At 63.0% G+C, this 23,353-nt stretch carries 22 protein-coding genes and 3 tRNA genes; 15 read left to right on the top strand and 10 right to left on the bottom strand.

Annotated elements, in window-relative coordinates:
* Positions 1–75: 75 nt before the first annotated feature.
* The 5 genes from ACUXV1_RS19110 (at position 76) to ACUXV1_RS19130 (ending at position 3,761) form a co-directional block, all read left to right on the top strand.
* Positions 76–152 (top strand) — tRNA-Asp (locus ACUXV1_RS19110).
* A gap of 42 nt (positions 153–194) precedes the next feature.
* Positions 195–271: transfer RNA gene (locus ACUXV1_RS19115), tRNA-Val, on the top strand.
* A gap of 6 nt (positions 272–277) precedes the next feature.
* A tRNA-Asp gene (locus tag ACUXV1_RS19120) sits at positions 278–354 on the top strand.
* A gap of 188 nt (positions 355–542) precedes the next feature.
* Positions 543–2,105 carry a FecR domain-containing protein gene (locus ACUXV1_RS19125; protein WP_081555682.1) on the top strand — a complete coding sequence of 521 codons (1,563 nt, stop codon included), beginning with the start codon at positions 543–545 and terminating at the stop codon, positions 2,103–2,105.
* A gap of 9 nt (positions 2,106–2,114) precedes the next feature.
* On the top strand, positions 2,115–3,761 hold the full coding sequence (locus tag ACUXV1_RS19130; protein WP_043637218.1) for a CHASE2 domain-containing protein: 1,647 nt from the start codon (positions 2,115–2,117) through the stop codon (positions 3,759–3,761).
* Between the two features lie 68 nt (positions 3,762–3,829).
* Here the strand turns inward: ACUXV1_RS19130 and ACUXV1_RS19135 are convergent, their stop codons facing one another.
* From ACUXV1_RS19135 to pmbA, 6 genes are all read right to left on the bottom strand, one after another.
* Positions 3,830–6,475 carry a TonB-dependent receptor plug domain-containing protein gene (locus ACUXV1_RS19135; protein WP_446016265.1) on the bottom strand — a complete coding sequence of 882 codons (2,646 nt, stop codon included), beginning with the start codon at positions 6,473–6,475 and terminating at the stop codon, positions 3,830–3,832.
* A 332-nt stretch (positions 6,476–6,807) separates the two neighbouring features.
* Complete coding sequence (locus ACUXV1_RS19140; RefSeq protein WP_043637222.1) at positions 6,808–7,299, bottom strand: disulfide bond formation protein B; 492 nt, start codon at positions 7,297–7,299, stop codon at positions 6,808–6,810.
* A gap of 82 nt (positions 7,300–7,381) precedes the next feature.
* Entirely contained in the window at positions 7,382–8,521 is a 1,140-nt protein-coding gene (locus ACUXV1_RS19145) for a patatin-like phospholipase family protein (RefSeq protein WP_446016263.1), read from the bottom strand.
* A gap of 274 nt (positions 8,522–8,795) precedes the next feature.
* Positions 8,796–9,713, bottom strand: a complete 918-nt coding sequence (locus ACUXV1_RS19150) for a DNA-3-methyladenine glycosylase family protein (RefSeq protein ID WP_176218517.1) — start codon at positions 9,711–9,713, stop codon at positions 8,796–8,798.
* A gap of 3 nt (positions 9,714–9,716) precedes the next feature.
* Positions 9,717–10,361, bottom strand: coding sequence for a DNA oxidative demethylase AlkB (gene alkB, locus ACUXV1_RS19155; RefSeq protein ID WP_081576149.1), 645 nt, complete (start codon positions 10,359–10,361; stop codon positions 9,717–9,719).
* 151 nt (positions 10,362–10,512) lie between these two features.
* A complete protein-coding gene (gene pmbA, locus ACUXV1_RS19160) occupies positions 10,513–11,856 on the bottom strand; it encodes a metalloprotease PmbA (protein ID WP_043637238.1) in 1,344 nt (447 codons plus the stop codon).
* 87 nt (positions 11,857–11,943) lie between these two features.
* Between pmbA and yjgA the strand changes: the two genes are divergently transcribed.
* Genes yjgA through ACUXV1_RS19185 form a run of 5 tightly spaced genes read left to right on the top strand, consistent with a single transcriptional unit; the run spans position 11,944 to position 15,976 of the window.
* The gene (gene yjgA / locus ACUXV1_RS19165) at positions 11,944–12,495 is read left to right on the top strand and encodes a ribosome biogenesis factor YjgA (RefSeq protein WP_019101673.1); all 552 of its coding nucleotides are present in this window, start codon (positions 11,944–11,946) and stop codon (positions 12,493–12,495) included.
* A complete protein-coding gene (mog, locus tag ACUXV1_RS19170; RefSeq protein ID WP_446016261.1) occupies positions 12,495–13,073 on the top strand; it encodes a molybdopterin adenylyltransferase in 579 nt (192 codons plus the stop codon). The genes yjgA and mog overlap by 1 nt, the downstream gene beginning before the upstream one ends.
* 3 nt (positions 13,074–13,076) lie before the next feature.
* On the top strand, positions 13,077–14,024 hold the full coding sequence (locus tag ACUXV1_RS19175) for a YheT family hydrolase (protein ID WP_081555677.1): 948 nt from the start codon (positions 13,077–13,079) through the stop codon (positions 14,022–14,024).
* A 57-nt stretch (positions 14,025–14,081) separates the two neighbouring features.
* Positions 14,082–15,398, top strand: coding sequence for an MFS transporter (locus tag ACUXV1_RS19180; protein WP_446016260.1), 1,317 nt, complete (start codon positions 14,082–14,084; stop codon positions 15,396–15,398).
* Between the two features lie 8 nt (positions 15,399–15,406).
* On the top strand, positions 15,407–15,976 hold the full coding sequence (locus tag ACUXV1_RS19185; RefSeq protein ID WP_446016259.1) for a hypothetical protein: 570 nt from the start codon (positions 15,407–15,409) through the stop codon (positions 15,974–15,976).
* A gap of 6 nt (positions 15,977–15,982) precedes the next feature.
* Here ACUXV1_RS19185 and ACUXV1_RS19190 read toward each other — a convergent pair whose 3' ends face one another.
* Positions 15,983–17,134 carry an HD-GYP domain-containing protein gene (locus ACUXV1_RS19190; RefSeq protein WP_081555674.1) on the bottom strand — a complete coding sequence of 384 codons (1,152 nt, stop codon included), beginning with the start codon at positions 17,132–17,134 and terminating at the stop codon, positions 15,983–15,985.
* Between the two features lie 167 nt (positions 17,135–17,301).
* On the opposite strand from ACUXV1_RS19190, the gene ACUXV1_RS19195 reads away from it, so the two are divergent.
* Positions 17,302–18,147 carry a dienelactone hydrolase family protein gene (locus ACUXV1_RS19195; RefSeq protein ID WP_446016258.1) on the top strand — a complete coding sequence of 282 codons (846 nt, stop codon included), beginning with the start codon at positions 17,302–17,304 and terminating at the stop codon, positions 18,145–18,147.
* 6 nt (positions 18,148–18,153) lie between these two features.
* Here the strand turns inward: ACUXV1_RS19195 and ACUXV1_RS19200 are convergent, their stop codons facing one another.
* A complete protein-coding gene (locus ACUXV1_RS19200; protein ID WP_446016833.1) occupies positions 18,154–19,260 on the bottom strand; it encodes an HD domain-containing phosphohydrolase in 1,107 nt (368 codons plus the stop codon).
* Between the two features lie 142 nt (positions 19,261–19,402).
* Here ACUXV1_RS19200 and ACUXV1_RS19205 point away from each other — a divergent pair, with 142 nt between their 5' ends.
* The 4 genes from ACUXV1_RS19205 (at position 19,403) to ACUXV1_RS19220 (ending at position 21,901) form a co-directional block, all read left to right on the top strand.
* Entirely contained in the window at positions 19,403–20,002 is a 600-nt protein-coding gene (locus ACUXV1_RS19205) for an HD domain-containing protein (protein ID WP_043637262.1), read from the top strand.
* Between the two features lie 240 nt (positions 20,003–20,242).
* Positions 20,243–20,446, top strand: a complete 204-nt coding sequence (locus tag ACUXV1_RS19210; RefSeq protein WP_019101682.1) for a cold-shock protein — start codon at positions 20,243–20,245, stop codon at positions 20,444–20,446.
* A 79-nt stretch (positions 20,447–20,525) separates the two neighbouring features.
* Entirely contained in the window at positions 20,526–21,086 is a 561-nt protein-coding gene (locus tag ACUXV1_RS19215; protein ID WP_019101683.1) for a DUF1415 domain-containing protein, read from the top strand.
* Between the two features lie 80 nt (positions 21,087–21,166).
* Positions 21,167–21,901: a hypothetical protein gene (locus ACUXV1_RS19220; RefSeq protein ID WP_081576153.1), complete on the top strand. Its 735-nt coding sequence runs from the start codon at positions 21,167–21,169 to the stop codon at positions 21,899–21,901.
* 52 nt (positions 21,902–21,953) lie between these two features.
* Here the strand turns inward: ACUXV1_RS19220 and ACUXV1_RS19225 are convergent, their stop codons facing one another.
* Together ACUXV1_RS19225 and ACUXV1_RS19230 are read right to left on the bottom strand one after the other, a co-directional pair.
* Entirely contained in the window at positions 21,954–22,529 is a 576-nt protein-coding gene (locus tag ACUXV1_RS19225) for a lysophospholipid acyltransferase family protein (protein ID WP_019101685.1), read from the bottom strand.
* A 195-nt stretch (positions 22,530–22,724) separates the two neighbouring features.
* On the bottom strand, positions 22,725–23,351 hold the full coding sequence (locus ACUXV1_RS19230) for a helix-turn-helix transcriptional regulator (RefSeq protein WP_446016256.1): 627 nt from the start codon (positions 23,349–23,351) through the stop codon (positions 22,725–22,727).
* Positions 23,352–23,353: the final 2 nt, after the last annotated feature.

Consider the following 23,353-nt stretch of genomic DNA (forward strand, 5'->3'; position numbering starts at 1 on the left):
GTTGGTAGAGCGTCTGCCTTACAAGCAGAATGTCGGCGGTTCGACTCCGTCAACGCCCACCAAGGTTTTACGGTTGGAGTGGTAGTTCAGTTGGTTAGAATACCGGCCTGTCACGCCGGGGGTCGCGGGTTCGAGTCCCGTCCACTCCGCCAACAAGCATTGCATAGCAGTACCCGGAAACGGAAAACAGTTTTGGGCGGTTAGTCTCAGTTGGTAGAGCACTGCCTTCACACGGCAGGGGTCGCTGGTTCGAGTCCAGTACCGCCCACCAATTGCTGGAGTGGTAGTTCAGTTGGTTAGAATACCGGCCTGTCACGCCGGGGGTCGCGGGTTCGAGTCCCGTCCACTCCGCCAAGCATTGCGAAGAAGCAGCCTTTAGGCTGCTTTTTTGCATTTTGCGTCGCAGATTTCAAGCAATCATTCGCTTATCTCCCAATTTAAGACAAACAGCTACCATTCTATTGCTTATCAGCTTGCAATGCGTCTAGGCTACGGTGATACTTTTGGTTGACTTTCGGTATTCCATATAAAGAGATTCAACTATGCGCAATTTAATCCTGGTGACTGGCTGCTTTGCTAGCACGCTGGCCTTGGCAGGCGACCCCGCCGACAAAGCCATCTGGGAATATACGGTCAAAAACGGCGACAACCTGTGGTCGCTGGCGGCCGAGCATTTGTCGTCTCCTGCTTATGTGCCGAAGCTGCAAACCAGAAATCGCATCGCCAACCCTTATCGGCTGATTCCCGGCAGCATCTTGCGGGTCCCCTACCCCTGGATCAAGCAGACCCAATCCGACGCCACGCTGGAAGAAATGTCCGGGGAGTCGGCCGCGGCCGACGCCAAGGGCAAGCCGTTGGAACTGGCGGTGGGCAAAAAATATCCCAAAGGCACCCGTTTCACGACCGGAAACGACGCCATGATCAAACTGCGCTTCGTCGACGGCTCTTCCCTGATCGTCAACGCCAACACGGACCTAAGCCTGCAAACCCAGGTCTACTATCCCAGCACCGGGGCAATCCAGTCTCAGATCAAGCTGAACAACGGCAGCACCGGCAATTCTGTGATTCCCAACATCCTGATGCCCAGCCGCTACGAGATCCGCACCCCGTCGGCGGTGACCACCGTGCGCGGCACCGAATTCCGCGTCAACGCCGCCGGCGGAGAGGAGACCTTGGCGGAAGTGCTCAAAGGCAGCGTGGAAGTCAAAGGCCGCCGCAGCAAGGTGGACGTGCCCGCCGGTTTCGGCACCCTGTCCAACCGCAAAAGCGGGCCCAGCAAACCTGAGGAGCTGCCTTCGCCGCCCGACCTCTCCACCGTGGCGGACAACAGCCAATTCAACCCTCCGCCTTTGGAGTGGCAGCGCGACGAACGCGCGGCATCCTATCGCGTCACGCTGAGCGGCAAGAAACGCTTGGCTGAGCGCCAGTTGCAAACCCCGCGCTACTATCCGCGCCTGCCGGGCAACGGCGATTACGTGCTGAAAGTCCGCGCCAAGAACCGCTCTGGACTGGAAGGCTACGACAGCACGCGCAGCTTCAAGCTGCGAGCCTACCCGCTGCCGCCGCTGCTGTTCACGCGCGCGGACGGCACCCAGTTGCGGGGCAAATCCCTGCCCCTGCGGGTGGACGCCAGCCCGGAACGGCCGCTGCGGCTGCAGATTTCGCGTCAACCGGATTTCGCCCAGCCTCTGCTGGAACAGACCTTGACCGAGGCCGAGTTTAAAGCCGAGTTGCCTGAATCCGGCATCTGGTACTGGAGACTGGCGCGGCTGGACGCGCAAGGCCAGCCGGGACCTTTCTCCGCCGCGCAAAAAGTGGAATCCAAAGGGTGGCTTAGCCGCCTGGACAACACCACGCCGGTGCTGGCGGCCCGCCCCTATCCCATCGCGCGCGCGCGCTACACGCTAACGCTGACCGCGGCTCAGGCCGCCAACGCAAACACGTCCCCGCTCTCGCTGAGCAGCGATCGCCCGCAATGGGAGCTGAAAGCGCTGGAAGCCTTGCCTGCCGGGCAATACAAAGCGACAGTCAAGGTAGAAGGAGAACACGGCTACTTGGCGACTGAGGAGCAAGAAATGCTCACTCTCCCCGGAAAACTTCCCTAGAATGACAAAATGCTAACTCACTATCGCGACAAGATTTTGCGCTTGTTGCCGTTTTTGCTGGCCCTGCTGGCGGCCCTGCTGACTCTCTCCGGCCTTTTGCTTCGGCTGGACTTCTGGCTGTACGACGGGCTGATCCGGCTCAAGTCCAACCATAACCAGACCAGCGACATCGTTGTCGTCGCGGTGGACGAGCGCAGCCTGTCTGAACTGGGGCGCTGGCCTTGGCCGCGCGAGTATCACGCCCAGCTAGTGGACAAGCTGGCGCAGGCTAAAGCCGTGGGCCTGGACATCGTCTTGGCCGAGCCCTCGCACAATATGCCGGAGTCGGATCAAGCGCTGGCCGACGCCATTCGCCGCAACGGGAAAGTCATCAGTCCGGTGTTTCCCGAAATGCAGGGCAACCGTCTGACCGAAACCCGCCCCTTGCCCGGCATCGCCGCCGCAAGCGCCGGCCTGGGTCATACAGACTACGAACTGGACAGCGATGGCGTGATACGCCGCGTCTACCTGAAAGCGGGACTGGGCTCGCCCCATCACCCCAATTTCGCGCAGGCCGTACTGGACCTGGCTAATGGCCGGCGCCAATCCGACCAGCAAAAGCTGGGGATGCCTCACGGCAATCCTGACAGCTGGCTGCGCGAAGACCCGGTAATGGTGCCCTATCTGACAGGCTCCCCGCCATTCCAGCAGGTATCTTATATCGACGCGCTCAATCAACTGCCTCCGTCCTTCTTTGCCGGCAAAATCGTCTTGGTGGGCGCCACCGCCACCGGCCTGGGCGACATCCACGCCACGCCGCTGTCGGCCAACAACCGCGGCATGCCCGGCGTGGAGATCAACGCCTTCCTGCTCTACGGTTTACAACAAGACAACACTCCTGTGCCGCTGCCTCTGGGATGGAAGGCCCTTATCAACGCGCTGGCCATCCTGCTGCTGGACCTGCTGCTCTGCCGCTACAAGCACCGCCAAGGCATTTTGCCGGCTTATCTGCTGGCCTCCTGTGGCGTGCTGGTGCTCAGCGTCTTGCTGCTGACGCTGGCCTCGGTGTTCTGGAGCGGCGTCACCACCGCCATCCTGCTGTTTCTGGCCGGCAGCGTCCGCTTCGTGTCGCGGCAATCCAAGCTTTTGTTGCAGGCCAACACCGACGGCCTCACCGGACTTTACAACCGCCGGCACTTCGACGAGATCCTGGCGCCGACGCTGGACAAGCACCGCGCAGCCGGGAAAACCCTGGCGCTTTTGATCCTGGACGTGGACAACTTCAAAGGTTACAACGACCACTACGGGCATTACGCCGGCGATCTGATCCTGCAACGGCTGGCGCAGGAGCTGAACGCCTACTTCAGCCCCCGTCGCCACATCGTGGCGCGCTTGGGCGGGGAAGAGTTCGGCGTGCTACTGGAAGAATGCGGCCAGGACCAGGCTGTGGCCGCCGCGGAAGGCTTTCGCGCACGACTGGAAGAGCTGGAGCTACCTCATTTGAAAAGCCCTCTACGCAAAGTCACCTGCAGCATTGGCGTCGCCGCACGGGTGCCGGAAACGGACGACAATGGCCGTACTTTCTATGAAGACGCCGACAGCGCACTCTATATCGCCAAGCGCTCCGGCCGCAACGCGGTCAGCCCCGCTCCCGACACCTTGACGCCGCAGCACTAGCGCGGACGGCGGCGCAGCCCTCCTCGCCGTGCAACGCCGTGAAAGTCCGATGCGGGCTAGGCGCCGCCCTAGAACGCGTAGCGGCCGGACAGGTAAAACATCCTCCCCCATAAATCGGTGGCGGGGCCGGAATAAGCCGACGCCCCGCCGCTGAAACCGGCGCCGGTGGCGTAGCTGGGTATCCGGTTGCCCAGATTGCGGATGCCGCCGCTGATGCTGAGGCTCTTGATCGGCTTGAAACCGAAATTGAGGTCCAGCGCGGTATAGCTCCCCACCCTCTCTTTCACACCTCCGGCATTGCGGTATAGCTGGGAGTACAGATTCTTGAAGGACGCGTAGCTGCGCGCCGTCAGCCCCACAGAATAGCCGCCCCGGCTATAACTCGCTTCGAAAACGTTTTTCCAGCGCGGCTGCGCGCCGTAGTCGGCGTACTCCAGCATCGGATCGGTCTCGGTCTGCGACTCCTGGTAGCTGAAGATGCGGCTTTGCGCATTACGGAACTTGAGCTTGCCGTAAGCGCCCAGCGACCAGTCGTACTGCACATCGATGTCGACACCAGAAGTCCGGGTCTTGCCGATATTCATGTACGGCGCGGAAATGTAGTCGATATCGCCCCTGACACCGGGAAGATCGGCGGGCTTGCGCACCACGAAACCGGGAAAGCGGTCCGAGTTGTCCAGCACGTATTGCGGGTCCAGCGACTGCACGGTATTAGACACTTCGATCCGGTACCAGTCCACGGTAGCCGACAATGCCGGGCTAGGCTGCAACACCAGGCCGAGCGCGTAGTTCCGGGAGTCCTCCGGCTTCAGCGCGGCATTGCCGCCGCTGCGCAGCTGATTGCTTGCCAGGCCGCAGCGCTCCCGGGGGATGCCGCGGTCGGCGCACTGCGCGTAGTCGTACACCGATGTGTAGGCCTGTCGCGACGCGTACAGCTGGGGCAGCGTCGGCGCCTTGAAGCCGCTGGTGACAGAGCCGCGCAGCATCGCCGGCTCCCAAGGACGAAAGGAAAAAGCCAGCTTGGGATTGAAAGTGTCGCCGAAATCGCTGTAGTGGTCGGCGCGCACCGCCAACTGAACCTCCAGACTCTTCAACACGGGTAGATTGACCTCCCCGAAGGCGGATAGTACCGAGCGGCTGGCCCGCAAACTCTGCTGGACAGCGAAGTTCATGATCTTGCCGGTTTGCAGCAGCGTGTCCGGCTGCGAGTCAATCGCCTCGCGTGACCACTGCAAACCGGCGGCGAAACCGGCGGCGCCGGCCGGAAGCTTGAACCATTCGTCGTTGCTGGCCTTGAATTCGAACGCCGACAAGCGCGACGAGGAGGTGTTGGCGATGGTGGTCAGATACGGCCGCAGCGCGGCTGCGTCGTTGTGCTGCGAGAACGGGTTGTAAAGCGGCTGCCCGTCGGCGCCGTCCCGCAGCATGGAGAGGAAGGCATCGCCGAGCACCACATTGTTCTGCCGCGCCTCCGCCTTGTTGAGCCCCAAGTTCAACGAACCTTCCAGGTCCCAGCCCTTCAGCACCGTGCGCGCGCCCGCCACCGCACGGTAAGTGTCGCTGGTGACCTCGTTGAGCCGCCGGCCGTTTTCCGACAGATTGCGAGTGATCTGCAAATTGTCGGTGGGTTTGAAATCCGGGTATACCGTGGCCAGCCCTCCGTCCCGCGGATAAATCGCCCAGCTTGGCGTGACGATGGTTTGGATAAAGGAATAGCCGCCGTCCAGCGGCGTCTGGCTACGGTTCACCCCCAGCTCGGCGAAGAACTCGGCGTCGCCGCTCAGGCGCTTGGTGTAATTGGCCATCAAGCCGTAACGGCTGGTCCGCGGGGACAGCTGCGTGCCCAGCTCATCGACATCGGACACGCACAATTTCGCGCCGCTGGGTCGCGTGGTCAGCCGCCATGGCGGGCAGCCCGGCAAGGGCTTGGCCAGCGCGTTGCTTCTGTCGGCATTGGGCGTCCGATCATTCCAATAGCCCCATTGCGCACCGCTGCGCAAGTCCGGACCGCCTTGAAAGCGGTAGTCGTTGCTGCGGGTGGCATCGTGATTGCGGTTGAATACCGGCTCGCGTTGGAAAACGTCGAAAGACAGCAGCAGGTTCTGGCCGTCCCGCTCCAGATCGCCAAAGCCGCCGCTCAGGCTCAGGCCCTGCTCAATGCCGTCGCCGTCCAGGTTGCCGCCACCACGCAGCGTCGCCTCGGCGCCCCGGAAATTGCGCCGGGTCTTGAAGTTGATCACGCCGGCCACCGCGTCCGAACCGTAAATAGCCGAGGCGCCGTCGCGCAGAATCTCCACGGATTCAATCACCGACAGCGGCAGGGTGTTCAGATCGACGAAAGCGTCTGTGCCGCTAATGAACATCGCGTAATTGGGCAGGCGCCGGCCGTTCAACAACACCAACACGTATTTGGAACTCATTCCGCGCAAACCGGCCGTGGCCGCGCCGGCGGCGAAGCTGCCGGAGTTGGTGCCGGCAAGCAGGCTTCCCACCGACGGCAGCCGGTCCAACAACTGGATCACGGTGGACGCGCCGGTCTTGTCGATATCCTCTTTCTTGATCACCTCCACCGCCAGTGCCTTTTCCTTGCCAATGCGCTTGATATTGGAGCCGGTTACCGTCACCCGCTCAAGCGTGACGACCTCCTCCTCCGCCCAAGCGCCCATGCCCAACCCCAAGCCCGCCACGGCAACTGCCAGATAGCTGCGTTTCATCTCCTTACCCCCTTGTAGTTTGCTCTCTGCCGCCCAAACCGCCGGCAACGCGCTCCGCGGGTGGCGGCGCGCGCAACTACGCTGCCCCACTGGGCGTAACAAAGGGGGTGCGGGCGGCCGCGTGCTGACGCTCATAGCGCCGCAGGCCACCCTTTCCTTAAAAATCAATATGTTAATTAAATTTCAGATGTTGCACCAAAATGACAAAGCGGTCACAAGGATTCGCCGCTGGCGATGTAGACATTATTATTTACATTCAAAGCCATGCAATAAAATCATGGCTCAAAGAAAAAGCCGCTCAAGGCGGCCTTGTCAATGCTCGGGTCTAGACGTCACGCCGATTTGCGCGCCAGCAGCCAGCCGGCAAAGCCGATCACGCCGACAAAGAACACGGCCACCCAGAACGGCATTGCCATCCCCAGGAAGGTCCAATCCACGGCGGCGCACTCGCCGCTGCCCTTCAGCACCTTGGAGATCACCTCCATCAACGGAGAGGATTCCATCAGAAACTCCAGGCCCGGACCGCAGGCCGGCACCTGATCCGCCGGCAGGTGTTGCAGCCACAGTTGGCGCAGCGACACCGACAGGCCGCCCAAAGCCGCCAGAATCGTCAAACCGCCCCAGGCTCTGACGCCGCAACGACCGGGGTTGACCATGGCCGCCAACAAGGCGACCACGCCGGTGGCGATCACGCCGATGCGCTGGAAAATGCACAGCGGGCAAGGCTCCAGACCCAGTTGGTACTGCGCGAATAGTGCAAAGCCCATCGCGCCGGCGCAGGCGGCGGCGATCAGCAGAAAACCTTGTCGGTTGCTCAAGCCCATATCTTCCTCAATGTTTGGCGGTAAAACGTCATGGCGCATGATTGTGCCATACAACATGGAGGATTCAGAACCGCGCCGCGCCTTAAAGTTCCAGGAAGCGGCGGATAGCCTCTTTCTGGTGCAAGGCGTCCTTATAGCCCAAGGCGATCAACTCGCGGGTATAGCCTGGCTCAAACAGTAGATACGTGGCCAAGGCCGTGCCCCGGTGGCGGGTGGCGCCGGTGCCCTTCATCAGGAAGCGCAGCAAGGGCGGAAACAGGCGAGTGTGCTTGTAGGCGATGCCCTCCAGCGATTTGCTGGGGTTGAGCATGAAGATGTCCACCTTGCGCAACTTAGTCTGGCGCGCCAGTTCCTCGTGGCTTTGCAATAGCGACACGGTATGGTTGACCCGGGTCAGCCGCTCCATGTCCACCGACATGCTGTCGATGAACACGCTGTTGAGCAGATGCCCGAATATCTGCGCCGGCGACGGATAAAAACCGCTATGGCGGCGTTCTATGGTGTCCGGCCGCTTACTGGCCAGACCAACCACAAACAGCTTTTCCGCCCCCAGGTGCAATGCCGGCGACAAGGGCGACAACTGACGCACCGCGCCGTCGCAGTAAAACTTCTCCCCTATGCACACCGAGGGAAAAATCAAGGGGATGGCCGAGGTGGCCATCATGTGCTCGATACCGATACGCTCGCGCATGCCCAGCCGCTGATAGCGCTCCCACTCCTCCAGGCTGTCCGCGCCCTGGAAAAAGGTGACCGACATCCCCGTGGTGTAACACGAGGCCGTCAGCGCCAGCGCCTTGAGCGCGCCGTGGCGAACGGAATGGTCTATGCCCTCGAACACCATGACCTTGGTCAGCAGCTCGCGCAGCGGGGCGTTGTCTAGAAAGCTTTTGGGGTTGCGCCACAGCCGGCCGCCGGACATCACGGACAGGCCAAAGTGCAAAAAGGTCTTCAGGAAATAGCCGGAACTGGCGTCGTAGACATCCTGAATGTGCAATTGCTTCCACATCTGCGCCAGCGTGGATACCGCCAAGTGGAAGTTGCCGGCGCCGGAGGCCAGCGCCACCGCGTTGATTGCCCCGGCCGACGTGCCGCAGATGATGGGAAAGGGGTTGACGCGCGCATCCGGCAGCAGCCGGGAGATCCCCAGCAACACCCCCACTTGGTAAGCCGCGCGCGCGCCACCCCCCGACAACACCAGTCCGATATCGGATTGCCTCCCCATCCCGCACCTCGCGTGGCTATGTTGGCGGCGGACCGGTCGCCGGACGCCGCACGGCTTCTTGTACTATTTAGGGTAGTCAAACGCCGCGGCCAGCGCCAACTTCGCGCGGAGGAAAGCCCTTGGACGCGCCCGGAAGCGGCTCAAAGCCTAACGAGCCAGAGCGAGGCCAGACGCAAATCGCCGAAAAAGCGGCATGAACTAGAGGCTCATGGGCGTTTCGAAGGGGCACCCGACGCGCCACATCCCACGAAGCGCAGCGGACTTTTACAAGCCATTAATAGCCGGCCGCCGTCTGCATCGCCCACAGATGCGCCCCCACCAGCGCGCGCCACGGCGCGAAGCCTTGCAGCCACTGCTCGGTTTCGCGCGGCGACACCGCCTCGGCCTTCCCCAGCAGACGCTGCAGGCCTCGCCGCACCGCCACGTCCCCGTGCAGAGAACCGTCCAGCCAGCCATAGCCGCGCAGCAGCGCATAGCTGACCGTCCACGGACCGATGCCGGGCATGGCCAGCAGCCGCGCGGCGATCTCCTCTGGCGCGCCGCCGTCCAGCCACCCCTGCAACGGCAAGCTCCCGTCGGCCGTCTGCCGGCTCAGCTCCAGCAAGGTCCGGGTTTTGGCGCGCGAGAAGCCGGCCAGGCCCAGTTGATCCGGCTCCAGCGCCGCGACCTGACACGGCGACGGATGACATAGCAGACCTCCGCTGTGGCGGTTGCCGACCAACAGCATCAGCCGGCGCCGCAGCGAGATCGCGGCATGCACGCTAATCTGCTGGCCCGTAACCGCCCAGACCAGCGCCTCAAACGGGGTGGCCGTCTGCGGCACGCGCAAACCGGGGCGAGCGGCGAGCAGCGCCGCCAGTTGGGGATGGCCGCGATGCGCGCGTTCGAAATCCGCCACCGGCTGCTCCAGTCCCAACATGCGGCGCGCCATGCCTATCAACACGGTCTCGTCGGCATCCCGCGGCGGCGCATCCGCATCCAGGCCCACCCGAACCGCATCCGCATCGAAATCCATGCTGAGGCAGGCCGGCGCGCCCCGCCACAGCAAACCCTTGCGCAAGCTCTGGGCCGTCACCCGCTCGGAAAGCTCCTGCGCGTCGCGACGGTGGAAAGCCATGAAGTCCTCCCGGCGGAAATCCGCGGGCAAGGATAGGGATAAAGACAGCGAAGTGGAATCGGCCGGTTCAGCCATGGATCAGCGCGCCTTGCGAAAAGTCAGATTGATGCGGCGGCGCCCCAGCAAAGGGTGCTCGCCCTCCGCCACCGGCAACACCCCGTGGAAACGCATGCGGTCCGGCCCGCCCCACACCAGCACGTCGCCGTGGCGCAGCTCGACGCGCCCGGGACGCTCGGCGCGGCTAAGGCCGCCGAACAGGAAGGTAGCCGGCAAGCCCAGGGACACGGACACGATGGGCGCGCCAAAATCGCGCTCGTCCTTGTCCTGATGCAAGGACATCTTGGCGCCCGGCGCATAGCAATTGATCAAACAGGCATCCGGCGCGAAGCCGGGGAAGCCGGCTTCGGCCGCGGCCTCCTCGGCCAGAACGCGCAACAAGGCCGGCATCGCCGGCCAAGGCTGCCCGCTGCCGGGATCGCGCTCGGCGTAGCGGTAGCCGCGCGCATCGGACACCCAGCCGTAAGCGCCGCAGCTGGTTGTGGCGACCGACATCGCTCGTCCGCCCGGCGTCTGCATGCCGCGCGGAGGCGCTTGCCGCAGCACCGCCTCCACTTCCGCCAGCAAGACCGCGTCGATCTCGCAGACGCGGCGATGCAATAAGGCCGCGCCAGGCGATAGGCGCTCCAGCCAGCCGCCCTCTTCGGGCGCGAACAAATCCGCCATCGCCTGCCTTAGAGCCTGTCCAAAGTCTCGCGAGCAAGAGCGAGACAAGGCGAAAACCGCTGAGAAAGCGGAATGGTCAAGGGAGACATGAGCGTTTCGAAGCGGTTATTAACGCCGTATCGCCGATGCGCAGCAGACATTGAGCAGGCTCTCAGGCCTCGCCGGCCACCATCATGCTGCGCAACAGCACCGAGCCCATCTGCCGGCCGCCGCGCTCCAGCACGTCGTTGCCCACCGCGTCTATCTGCATGAACATCTCGCGCAGATTGCCCGCAATGGTGATTTCCTCCACCGGGTGCATGATCACGCCGCGCTCCACCCAGAAGCCGGCCGCGCCGCGCGAGTAATCGCCGGTTACCGTGTTGACGCCTTGGCCCAGTAGTTCGGTCACCAACAGGCCGGTGCCCATAGTCCGCAGCAACTCCTCCAGGCTTTCGCCGGTGGAATGCACAACCAGATTATGTGCGCCGCCGGCGTTGCCGGTGGTCTGCATGCCCAGCTTGCGCGCCGAATAGCTCCCCAGCATATAACCCTGCAGCACGCCCTTGTCCACCAGCCGGCGCGCCACCGTGGCCACGCCCTCGTTGTCGAAGGCGCCGCTGGCCATGCCGCGCAGCAAGAAGGGGTCTTCGTCTATGGTGACATTGGCCGACATCACCGGCTTGCCCAGAGAGTCCAGCAGGAAGGACGATTTGCGGTACAGACTGCCGCCGCTGATGGCGGCCACCAGATGACTGAGCAACGAGGCGGCTATCGGCGCCTCGAATACCACCGGATACTGCCCGGTCTTCACCTTGCGCGCGCCCAGTCGCCGCGCCGCTCGCTGACCGGCCTTGGCGCCGATGGCTTCCGGCGCGTCCAGATCCTCGCGCCGGCGCGCCGACGAATACCAGTAATCGCGCTGCATCGCGCCGCCGTCCTCGGCCACCACCGCAGCGGAAATGCTGTGGCGGCTGCTGGCGTAGCCGGCGATGAATCCGTGGCTGTTGGCGTAAGCGAAGTGGCTGGACTGCGACGAGACGGTGCCGCCCTCGGAGTTGCGGATGCGCGGATCGGCGGCCAGCGCCGCGGCCTCGCAGGACTTGGCCAGTTCGATGGCCTCCTCCACCGGCAGCGACCACGGATGGTACAGGCTGAGGTCCGGAAACTCGGTGGCCATCAACTGGGAGTCCGCCAAGCCGGCGCACGGATCCTCGGCGGTGTAGCGCGCGATGTCCAACGCGGCGCGCACGGTGTCGGCCAAGGCCTCTTCGGAAAAATCGGAAGTGCTGGCGTGGCCTTTCTTCTGGCCCAGGTAGACGGTTACGCCCACGCCCTTGTCCTGGTTGTATTCGATGGTTTCCACCTCGGACAGGCGCACGCTCACGGTCTGGCCCAGTCCTTCGGAAACATCGGCTTCGGCGGCGCTGGCGCCTTCGGCCTTTGCCAGTTCGATGACGCGGGAGGCGATGTCCTCCAGCGCGGCCTGGCTGAAACTGAATGTCTTGTCTTCCATCTAGTGTCTTTCGCAATGGTCGAAACGGCCGGAGGCCTTTTCCGGTATCATACCAGCCTTGAGAAAACCGATTGAGAATTGCCAACGATGACCCATTACCAGAACGACAGCCCGGACGACGGCTACGTCAGCAAATCCCAGCGCAAGCGCGACATGGATGCGCTGCAAGACCTGGGCCGCGAACTGGTGGAGCTGTCCAAGGACACGCTGAAGAAAATGCAGCTGCCGGAAGACCTCCTCACCGCTATTCTGGACTATAAACGCTTTACCGCGCACGGCGCGCTGCGCCGCCAACTGCAATACATCGGCAAGCTGATGCGCGACGTGGACCCGGAGCCGATCCAGCAATACCTGCAAATTCTCAAAGGCGAATCGTCCGAGCACATCGCCTGGCAGCACCTGCTGGAACGCTGGCGCGAGCGCTTGATGGAAGACGACAAGATGCTGGCCAGCTTTGTCACCGACTTCCCCGCCGCGGATCCGCAGCAGCTGCGCACGCTGATCCGCAACGCGCGCAAGGAAAAACAGGACAATAAACCGCCCAAGTCCTTCCGCCTGCTCTATCAGGCCGTCAAGGACGTGATTCCGGAACCGGGCAAGCCGCGCCTGCACCAGCAGGACCAAGAGGACGACGAGTGATGCTGAAAGTAGGCCTGGTCTCGATCTCCGACCGCGCCAGCAACGGCGTGTACGAAGACAAGGGCATTCCGGCGCTGCAGGACTGGCTGACCGCCGCGCTGGCCAGCCCCTTCGTCGTCGTCGCCCGCCTGATCCCGGACGAGCAGCCGCAAATCGAAGCCGCGCTCAAGACGCTGGTGGACGAGGAAGGCTGCCAACTGGTGCTGACCACCGGCGGCACCGGCCCGGCCGCCCGCGACGTCACCCCCGAGGCCACGCTGGCGGTGGCGGACCGCGAGATGCCCGGCTTCGGCGAGCAGATGCGTCAGATCAGCCTGCGCTTCGTGCCCACCGCCATCCTGTCCCGCCAGGTGGGCGTGATCCGCAAGCAAGCGCTGATTCTCAACCTGCCCGGCCAGCCCAAGGCGATCAAGGAAACGCTGGAAGGCCTGCGCAGCGCCGACGGCCAAGTGGACACTCCCGGCATCTTCGCCGCCGTCCCCTACTGCATCGACCTGCTGGACGGTCCCTATATCGAAACCCATGAGGCGGTGGTCAAAGCCTTCCGCCCCAAATCGGCTCAGAAAAAGCCGGCCTGAGCCATGGCTTACCAGTCTCCCGCCTGGCTGCGCGGCGGCCATGCCCAAACCATCTGGCCGGCGCTGGCTATCAAGACCCCGCGCCCCGACTACCGCCGCGAGCTGTGGGACACGCCGGATGGCGCCCGTATCGCGCTGGACTTTGTCGCCGGGCGGCCCGGCGCGCCGCTGGTCGTGTTGTTTCACGGACTGGAAGGCAGCAGCGACAGCCACTACGCGCGCGCGCTCATGCTGGCGGTTCAGCGGCGCGGCTGGCATGGCGTGGTGCCGCACTTTCGCGGCTGCGGCGGCGTGGACAATCCTCTGCCGCGCGCCTATCACGCCGGCGACAGTGCCGAAGTGCGCTGGATTCTGAGCCGGCTGGCTCAACGCTTCCCGATCTTGGCCGCCGCCGCGGTATCGCTTGGCGGCAGCATGCTGCTCAACTACCTGGCGGACGAAGGCGCGCTGGCGCTGCCGCGCGCGGCGGCGGCGGTGTCCGCGCCGCTGGATCTGGTGGCGGCCAGCACCCAGCTGGACAGGGGCTTGGGCAAACTGCTGTACACCCGCATGTTCATGGGCACGCTCAAGCCCAAAGCGCTGGAATCGCTACAGCGCCACCCCGGCCTGTTCGACGGGGGCAAACTCCGCCGCGCACGCACCTTCATTGAATTCGACGACCTGGTCACCGCGCCGATTCACGGCTTCGGCACCGCCCTCAACTACTGGCGCAGCGCCAGCGCCAAGCCTCGGCTGGGTCAGATCGCCCGCCCCACTCTGGTGTTGAACGCGCGCAACGATCCCTTCCTGCCGGAACAGGCGCTGCCGCGTCAGGCCGACGTGGCCGACAGCGTCACGCTGGAATTCCCTCTCCACGGCGGCCACGTGGGCTTCGCCTCCGGCGCTTTCCCTGGCACGCTGGATTGGCTGCCGTCCCGCTTGCTGGAATTCTTCGAACCGCATCTGGATTGACTGCGCGGCGCTTTCTGCGCATCTTGACGGCATCCACCCCTTAAGCGAGGGCGCCGCATGAGCCCAGATTCCGTCAAAACTTCCGTTCTGCGCAAAACCTATTTGCGCATTCTCGCTCCGCTGTTCATCGCCTCCGTGCTGGCCTTTCTGGATCGGGTCAACGTCAGCTACGCGGCCCTGACCATGAACGCCGACCTCGGCTTCGACGCCAAGGTATACGGCCTGGCCGCCGGCATTTTCTTCGCCGGCTACGTGCTGTTCGAAGTGCCCGGAGCGATTCTGGCTGAGCGCTGGAGTCCTAGCCGCTGGATCGCGCGCATCCTGTTCTCCTGGGGAGCGGTCAGCATATTGCTGAGCCTGGTGCAGAACGAATGGCAGTTCTACCTGCTGCGCTTTATGCTGGGCGTGTGCGAAGCCAGCTTCTACCCGGTGATCTACGCCTCGGTGATCCCGCGCTGGTTCGTCGCGGAAACCCGCGCCCGCGCCATTTCCGTCACCTTGAGCTCCCTGCTGGTATCCGCCATCGTCGGCGCGCCGCTTGCCGGCTGGTTGGTGGGCCTTCAGCCCTTCGGCCTGAAAGGTTGGCAAAGCCTGTTCCTGCTGGAGGGCGGCGTCACCATGCTCTACGGCGGCGCTGTCTTGCTGTGGCTGCAGGACGATCCAGCCAAGGCCGCTTGGCTGAATGTGGAGGAAAAGCGCTATTTGATCGACACGCTGCAAGCGGAAAAAGCCGCCACCCGTCAACAACAGCCGGCCACGCTGCGTCAGGCCCTGGCGCAGCCGGCGGTGCTGCGGCTATGTCTGATCTACTTTCTATGGATCACCGGTTTCTGGGGCTTCAGCTTCTGGATGCCCACGGTGATCAAGAACGCCTCCGGCTGGTCGCCGCTGGCCATCGGCCTGGCCTCAGGCGTGCCCATGCTGGCGGCGCTGGCCGCCATGCTGTGGCTGGGTCATTCCTCGTCGCGCCGGGCGGAGAAACGCTGGCACGTGGCGCTGCCGCTCTTGCTCGCCGCAGCCGGTTTCCTGATTGGCGCGCTGAGCGACCATCTCGCCGTGGCGCTGCTCTCCGTCACCGTCGTCGCCATCGGCGTCTACAGTCCGATGGGCGTGTGGTGGTCCATTCCCACTACTTTTCTCACCGGCACGCTGGCCGCGGGCGCCATCGGCCTGATCAATTCGGTGGGCAATATCGGAGGCTTCATCGGCCCCTATGCGCTGGGTTTGATTGAGGCCGCCACCGGCAGCCACACCCTGGCTTACCTCTGGCTCAGCGCTTCATTGCTGCTCAGCGCCCTGCTGGTGCTGGGCTTGAAGCCGCAAGCGCAAACAGCGGACAATGCAAGCCAAGCCGCCGCTTCCGGCGGACGATAGGACGCACCATGTTGACTCGACTCTTCACTCTCGCCTTCTGCTCTCTGCTGCTCACCGGCTGCGCCGGCATGGCCGAGCGTCTGAACGGCTCGCTGGAGCCGCCGGCCGAACGCGGCTACGCCATTCTGTCGCTGACCGGCAAATCCTCCAACCCGGACAGCGCGACGCTGGGCCTGGATGTCGCCAACGCCGCTGGTCGCGTCGTGGCCGTCGACCGCGCCAGCCTGCTGACCGACACCGTATTCGGCGAGCCGGGCAAATCCATGGCGGAGGGCAAATTGATGCTGTTCACGCTGGAGCCGGGCCGGTACCGGGTGGAACAGGTCTGGGCCAACTGGCTGGAGGACGGCGCTTGGGGCATGAGCCGCAAAATGCGCAGCTTCCGCCTGGCCGCTCCGTTTGAAGTGAAGCGCGGCGAGGCGGTCTATTTGGGCAATGTGGACGTGGAAATGAGTTTTTTGCCGGAAGCGCGGCTGCGCGACGAGTCCGAACGCGATCTCGCGCATATCCGTCGCATCTGGAAAATCAAGGATGTATCCGGCATTCAGCTGCGACCGCTGGGCGAGGCTCTACCCTGAACCCGCTCACTTCTGCCACAGCTTGGACAGATAAGCCGGCTTCACCACCGCCGCCGACAACGGCGCCGCTTCCAGCACCCGGTAAGCGTTCTGCCGGGTGTCGCGGAGCAACGCGTCGGCGTAGGGCGCGCCGTCCAGCTTGCGCAAGGCCGCCACTCGCGGCGCGTTGGCCTTGTCGCTGCGGTGGGTCACCACGCCGATCTCGTTGCTGGCCAGCTTGACGAAACTGCCGGGCGGGTACACGCCCAGCTCCTTGACCAACAAGGCGGCGTGCTGCGGATCGAAATCGCCCAGCTCGCCGCGATACAAGCTGCCGATCACCAAAGCCGGCAGAGCCGGCTGCGGCTGATGTATACAGGAACACAACACGTCCACCATGTGCAGCAAGGCCGCATCCGGATGGATATCCTCGCCGCGCAGCCCCTGCGGGTAGCCGTCGCCGCCGCGCTGTTCCTGATGAGTCTGCACCAGTAGATGCCAATGTTCGTCCACCACGCCGGCTTCGCGCAAAATGGCGGAACCAACAATGGGATGAGCATAGAGTTCATCGCGCTGGGCGGCATCCGGGGGCGTTTGCTGCCGCGATAGTTGATTCAACAAGCCGGTAATCGCCAAATTCATGCTCAAAGCCGCGCCCACCACCGCGCGCAAACGCGCCTCCTCCATGCCCAGGCGCCGTCCCAGCACCGCCATGATCGCTGCTACGTGCACGCTATGGGCGCTGCCGATGTCGCGGTAGGGCGTCAGCAGCACGCTGGCGAGCACCCCGTCCGGCTGTTTGCAAGCCAACCGGATCAACGCGTCCGCCATGTCCGCCAGCCTACCGGCCAGGCCCGGCACCGCCAGGCCATGCAAAAGCAGGCCCTCGGCGCGACGAGTCAGGAAACCCAGCTCCATGATGGGATTGGGCTGCACTTGCGCCGCGGCTTCCTTCTCGCGCTGCGCCGCGCGCTCCAGCTGCTCGCGCTCCAAGCGCGCCGCCACCTCCTCGCTGTCGCCGTGCGCCAGCGTCACCAGCCGCTCGCGCTGCTCGGGCGTCAGCACGTAATGGCCTTTTTTCAGCAGCAGCAAGCCGTTCTTGGCATACACGTCAACCGGCAGTTGCTGGCCAATGCGCAAGAAGCTGGTGGGCAGCTTCACTTTGGAGGAGTCCGACATAATCTATATACGTTTCGTTAAGTCATGCTTCAATGGCTGTGAATAATGCCGCATTCCCTCGTCCTAAGGAAGCCCCCGCAAACCGGCGCGCGCACCGGCTTGCCAGACGATGTCAGCGGCATTAATCTGATTAACCCAATCCAATCACCTCGTTGGAGAATGCCCTTATGACAAGCAATCGATATATCGACGCCTCGCGCCGGGACTTTCTGAACAGCGCGGTGGGCGTGGGCTTCGCGCTGGCAGTGCAGCCCATAGCCGCCAGCGCAATTCTCACCGATGGCGACGGCCTCAACGCCGGGGCGGTGGAAATCCCGACGGGGCCGGCCATCATGCCAGGCTACATGGCAAAGCCCTCCACGGCCGGCGGGCCTCTGCCGGTGGTGCTGGTGGTGCAGGAAATCTTCGGCGTGCACGAACACATCCGCGACTTGTGCCGACGACTGGCCAAATCCGGCTACCTGGCCGTGGCCCCTGAGCTCTATTTCCGCCAGGGCGACCCCAGCAAGGTGGCCAGCATCAGCGAGTTGGTCAGCGGCCTGGTCAGCAAGGTGCCGGACAACCAGGTGATGGCGGATCTGGACGCCACCCTGACCTGGGCAAGCGGCCACGGCGGCGACGTCAAACGCGCGGCCATCACCGGCTTTTGCTGGGGCGGACGCCAGGTATGGCTGTACGCTGCGCATAATCCCGCGCTCAAAGCTGGCGCCGCCTGGTACGGACGGCTGCAAGGAGAGGCCGGAACGAATATACCGCGCCAGCCGCTGGACATCGTTGCGCAGTTGCATGCGCCGGTGCTCGGGCTTTACGGCGGGCTGGACAAGGGTATTCCTCTGGAGTCGGTGGACAAGATGAAGGCCGCGCTGCGCGCCGCCGGCAAACCCTCTGAAATCGTGGTTTACCCTGAAGCCGACCACGGTTTCAACGCCGACTACCGTCCAACTTACAACGCGGCCGCCGCCAACGACGGCTGGCGCCGCATGCTGCAATGGTTCAAACAACACGGCGTCTGACACCGGCTAATCTCCCGGCGGCCGTCTGGCGCAAGCCGCCAGCCGCACGCGGATCACCTGATTGAAACGCGCCAGCCAAAAGGGATCGAACTGACGCTCCGAGGCGTTGATCTCCGCGATGGCGCGCATCATCGAATGCCGCAAACCGCGATGCGAGTGCTTCAAAGTCACCGCCTCGAAGGCATCAACCAGAGCCAGAATAAGCGCGCCGCTGCAAATCTCATCACCGTGCAGGCCATGCGGATAGCCCCTGCCGTCCGGCATCTCGTGATGCTGGGCCACCATGCGCGCCGCGTCGGCCCAGGCCGGCATCCGTTCCAACAGGCCCGCCGCCCAACCCGGGTGTTCCGCCATCTGATGGCGCTCGGACTCGCTCATCCGCCCCACTTTCAACCAGAACGACTCAGGCAGCAGCATCATGCCGATATCGTGCATATACACCGCCGCCTCCAGCTGCCTGTCGTCCACCAGCCCCGGCGCCTGGCGACTAGTCTCCAGCGCCAGTTCCAGATTGCGCTCGGTACGGCCTTGGAACTGCGGCAAGCGATGTTCAAACTGCAGGGCCAATATCCGGAAAAACGCCAAATCGCCCTGGCTGAGCTGCGCGGCGGCATCCGTCGGCACATCCGATTCAATCACATGCAAGGGAATTCCGGTGATCTGTTCCACCAGTTGCTGACAACGCTGCAACAGCTCGCCAACCGGGCATTCCGCCACCTGATTCAGCGCCCGCATCAGCAGGGGCAACTGCAAATCATCCAGCAATTCGTGGTTTTCCAGGGCCTCAAGCGCCAGGCCCAAACGGTCCATCACCAACAGCATCACATCGCCGATCGAATCCTCATAGCTCACCTCGCCGCTGCGCAGCCTCTCCAGCAGGCTTTCCAGCGAATGGACGAAAGGCACCACAAAGCGCACCTGGCACATGCTGGCGTCGCCCTTGATGCTATGCAGCAAGCGAAACAGCTGATCGATCTGCGCGGCGTCGGTATCGCCAAAACCCAGTTGGCAAACCAGATGCTCAACCTGCGGCGCGTAATCGCTCATCACCTCCATGAAATCGTGGAACGCCTCCGGCTCCACGATCTCCAGCTTCAGCTCCTGCTTGCCCATGCCCTCTCCCATTTTCAATGACCCTTCATTCAGTATATGCAGCATGTGGCAAAGCGTGCGACAGCGCCCTTTCCAAACCATCACGCGCCGCGCATAATTTGCGCCCTCGGCGCATCGCCCGCCTACCCGCCTTAATATTCCCATGCAAAACCAACTGCAAACGCTGCAACAGCACATCGCTTTCATTATTGAAGTGGACAAACTCAAAACGGTGCTGCGCAAAACCAAGGCCGCATATGTGGACCGCTACGAGAATTCGGCGGAACACAGCTGGCAGATCGCCCTCTTCGCTCTCAATCTGCGCGACTTCGCCGCAGAGCCGGTGGACATCGACAAAGTCGTGCGCATGTTGTTGATTCACGACTTGGGCGAGATCGACACCGGAGACACCCTCGTCTACGCCGCGGACGGCGCCGCGGAACGCGAAGCGGAAGAACTGGCCGCGATGCGCCGCATCCTGGGCCTATTGCCCCAGCCCATCGCAACGGACTTACTGGCCTTGTGGCAAGAGTTCGAGGCTCGCAAAACCCCTGAAGCGCGCTTCGCCCGCGCGATAGACCGTTTGATGCCCATCTTGCTCAATCTGCAATCCGGTGGCCAGAGTTGGCGTGAAAACGGGGTCAGCAAGCAACAAGTGCTAAGCATGGCGGTGGGCAAAGTGGAGGACGGCTGTCCGCTGGCGGCGGACTGGTTGCGCGCGGAATTGGACCGCGCGGAGCAAGCCGGTTGCTTCGGAGCCTGACTCCAAACCATTAAAAACCGGCAGAAATACCAGGGTATCCTGAAAAAACAGGATAAAAACCCTTTCGGCCATGCAGAAAACGCTTGCCATGTCCCGGAACTATAGGCACTATTCCTGCCGCAGGATGCTCAAGTTGTGGATGTGTTGTTGTCGTAGTGGCATTAAGTCCGTACCTCAGTCGCCATTTCCCTTGAACTTCGTGCCTTTTATTTCAACTGCTCGTTTTGAGGAATTAACAAAATGGCAACCGGTACCGTTAAGTGGTTCAACGACTCCAAAGGTTTTGGCTTTATCACCCCGGATGAAGGCGGCGACGACGTGTTCGCTCACTTCTCCCAGATCAATGCCAAAGGCTTCCGCACCCTGGCTGAAAACCAGCGCGTTAGCTTTGACGTCGTAGACGGCCCGAAAGGCAAACAAGCCTCCAACATCCAGCCCATCTAATCCACGCGATTAGTCAGCTTGATGAAAACCCGGCCTCGTGCCGGGTTTTTTGCATTCACGCTTCAACGCAAGGAATCCCATGCCCGCCTCCGACGATCACGAACACATCATCGCCGCCACCCGTGACTGGCTGGAAAAAGCGGTGATCGGACTCAATCTGTGCCCGTTCGCCAAGAGCGTCTACGTGAAAAACCAGGTGCGCTACGTGGTCAGCGACGCCGCCCAGCCGGATCAGTTGGCGCAAGAGCTCGCCTCCGAACTGCGTCTGCTGGCCGACAGCAGCCCGGACGAAATCGACACCACCTTGCTGATCCACCCGCGCGCGCTGCAGCGCTTCCTGGATTTCAACGACTTTCTCGACATCGCCGACGCCATCGTGGAAGACATGGGGCTGGACGGCGAACTGCAAGTGGCCAGTTTCCACCCCAAGTTCCAGTTTGAAGGCACCGGCGTCAACGATATAGAGAACTTCACCAACCGCGCGCCCTATCCGACCTTGCACCTGCTGCGCGAAGCCAGCATCGGCCGGGCGGTGGAAGCCTTCCCGCAAGCGGAAGCCATCTATGAGAAAAATATCGAAACGCTGAAACAGCTGGGCCTGGACGGCTGGAAGGCGCTGTTCGCCGGCAAAACACCGTAAGCGGATACGCGCCGCGCATTGCCAAGCACGGCGCGGGCATGGTACACCAACGGGCATTCCACTTCTGGAGCTCCTTTTCCATGTCGCTCAGGCCCTTGCTGCCGCTCGCCGCTTTACTTCTGAGCGCCTGCGCTTACACTCCAGTGCAAAAACCCGTCGCCGGCGACGACTTCCGCGGCAACGAGCTGGGACAGAGCAGCGCCAACCGCACGGCCAATCTGGCCATGCGCGACAATCTGGCCAGCTTGCAAACCCTGCTGGAAAAACTGTACAAACGCAATCCCAAGGAATGGCGCAAGACCGGCGCGGCGGACTACCCGGCCGCAATGCGACAAGTCATGGGCGCAATCCGCAATAACGCCCCGCTGCCGGCCTTGGCCGGGCAGCGCTCCATCGCGGCGATGAGCGCGGCTTTCGACCCGGGTTTTGGCGGCGACCGCGCAGGCGCGCTGATCTACGGCATGGGCTCGATGCTGGTGGACGCCTACGGCGGCCGCACCGAGCTGTTTCTGGTGCACGGACTGGACGCGCAGCAACTGGCCAACGCCTCGCACAATCTGGAAGTAGCGGCCTGGATGCTGAACAACCGCCAGATCAGCGGCGCGCCGGCCTTGCTGTCCAACGAGATCGGCAACGTGCGCAATCTGTCCTTCGAGCGGGAATTCGGCAAGATGATGGCCAGGCTGGACCTGCTGGCGGAATTGTCGGACGAGAAACTGCGCCGCAGCGCCATCGACTTCGGTCAATCCCTGATCGCCGGCCCTTTCCTGCAGTTCCTGCCGGTGAGTGCCGCCGCCCAGGCCGCGGCCCCCTGAGAACTTGTTAAATGTCTGCTGCGCGTCAGCGAGAGGCGTGGAGAGGGCTGACTTAGCCTTGATTCGGACGCTTACCCACCTTGTCGCGGTAAAAGGCGCGAATGCGAGGCATATCGGCGTCGATATCGCCGCTGGGCGTGAAGATGGGACCGAAACCGGCTTCCTTGCGACTGTAGTCCAGATACGCCAAAGCCACCGGCACCTCCGCGCCACAGGCAATGTGATAAAAGCCCGTCTTCCATTCGGACACCGCCTTGCGCGTGCCCTCCGGCGGAATCGCCACCACTAGCCGGTCCGAACGCCGGTACACCTCCACCATTTGTTGCACCAGCGAATTATTCTGATGCCGTTTGACCGGAATACCGCCCAACCAACGCATCACCGGCCCGATCGGCCCGGCAAACAGTGTGTGCTTGCCCATCCAGTAAATCTTGGCCCGCGCGGCGAAACACACCGCCAGCGTCAACGGAAAATCCCAGTTGCTGGTATGCGGCGCGCCGATCAGCACGTATTTATCCAGCTTGGGAAACTCCCCTCGCAGCTTCCAGCCGCTCAGTTTGAGCATGACGATGGACAAGCAGCGGAACAAAGGCCGGATCACGGGCGTGTCGAAAATGGTGAAATGCATGACTGTCCTGAGCAAGGGCCTTGCCGCAGAACGGAGAACAACAACCAAGGAGGCGCTGCCCAGCGTCGGAGCAAGCGCCAACCACGTGGAAAAACGCCGGAATGTACCTGATAAAACCATCCCGGTAAATCCGGATTGCGAAATACAATCAGCTCACGCAAGTCCATGAATTCAAAAAGCAAGCGCCGCGTCGTCTCACTCCGTCAAGGGCACGATACGATATACGCAGCGCCGCCCGCCCTCGGCCAGCGCGTGCTCCAGCCGCCGCACCTCCGCCCTCGGCCCCAACACCCGCGCAAACAACGCCAGCTCGGATCGGCACAAGCCTTGGCATTGACGCGCCGCCGCGCAGATCGGGCAATGATTTTCCAGCAACAGCCAACCGTCTCCGTCTTGACGCGCCTCCGCCATATAACCTTCCTGGCTGCGTATTCGCGCCAGCGCGGCCACCCGGTCCGCCAGCGCGTCGGCGCCGGACATAGCCTGCCGGTACTCCTCCTCCGACTGTGCTTCTCGCCGTTGAATCAAACTCTCCAGGCCAGCCTCGCCAAACAGCTCTCGCACTTGCGCCAACAACTGCAGCGTCAAATCCGCGTGCCGATCCGGAAAACGGCCATGGCCGCGTTCGGTCAAACTCCAGAGCTGAGCCGGCCGGCCAACGCCCTGGGCCAAGGTTTCCATCCTCGCCAGCCCTTTTTCCTCCAGAACCAGCAAATGCTTGCGCGCGCCCATGCTGGTCAGGCCCAACTCCGCCGCCAGCGCCTGCGCCGTCAAGGGCCCCCGCGTTTTCAGCAGATACAGCAACCGATCCGCGCTATTCATCG

This window comes from Chromobacterium sp. W521, assembly GCF_052805975.1.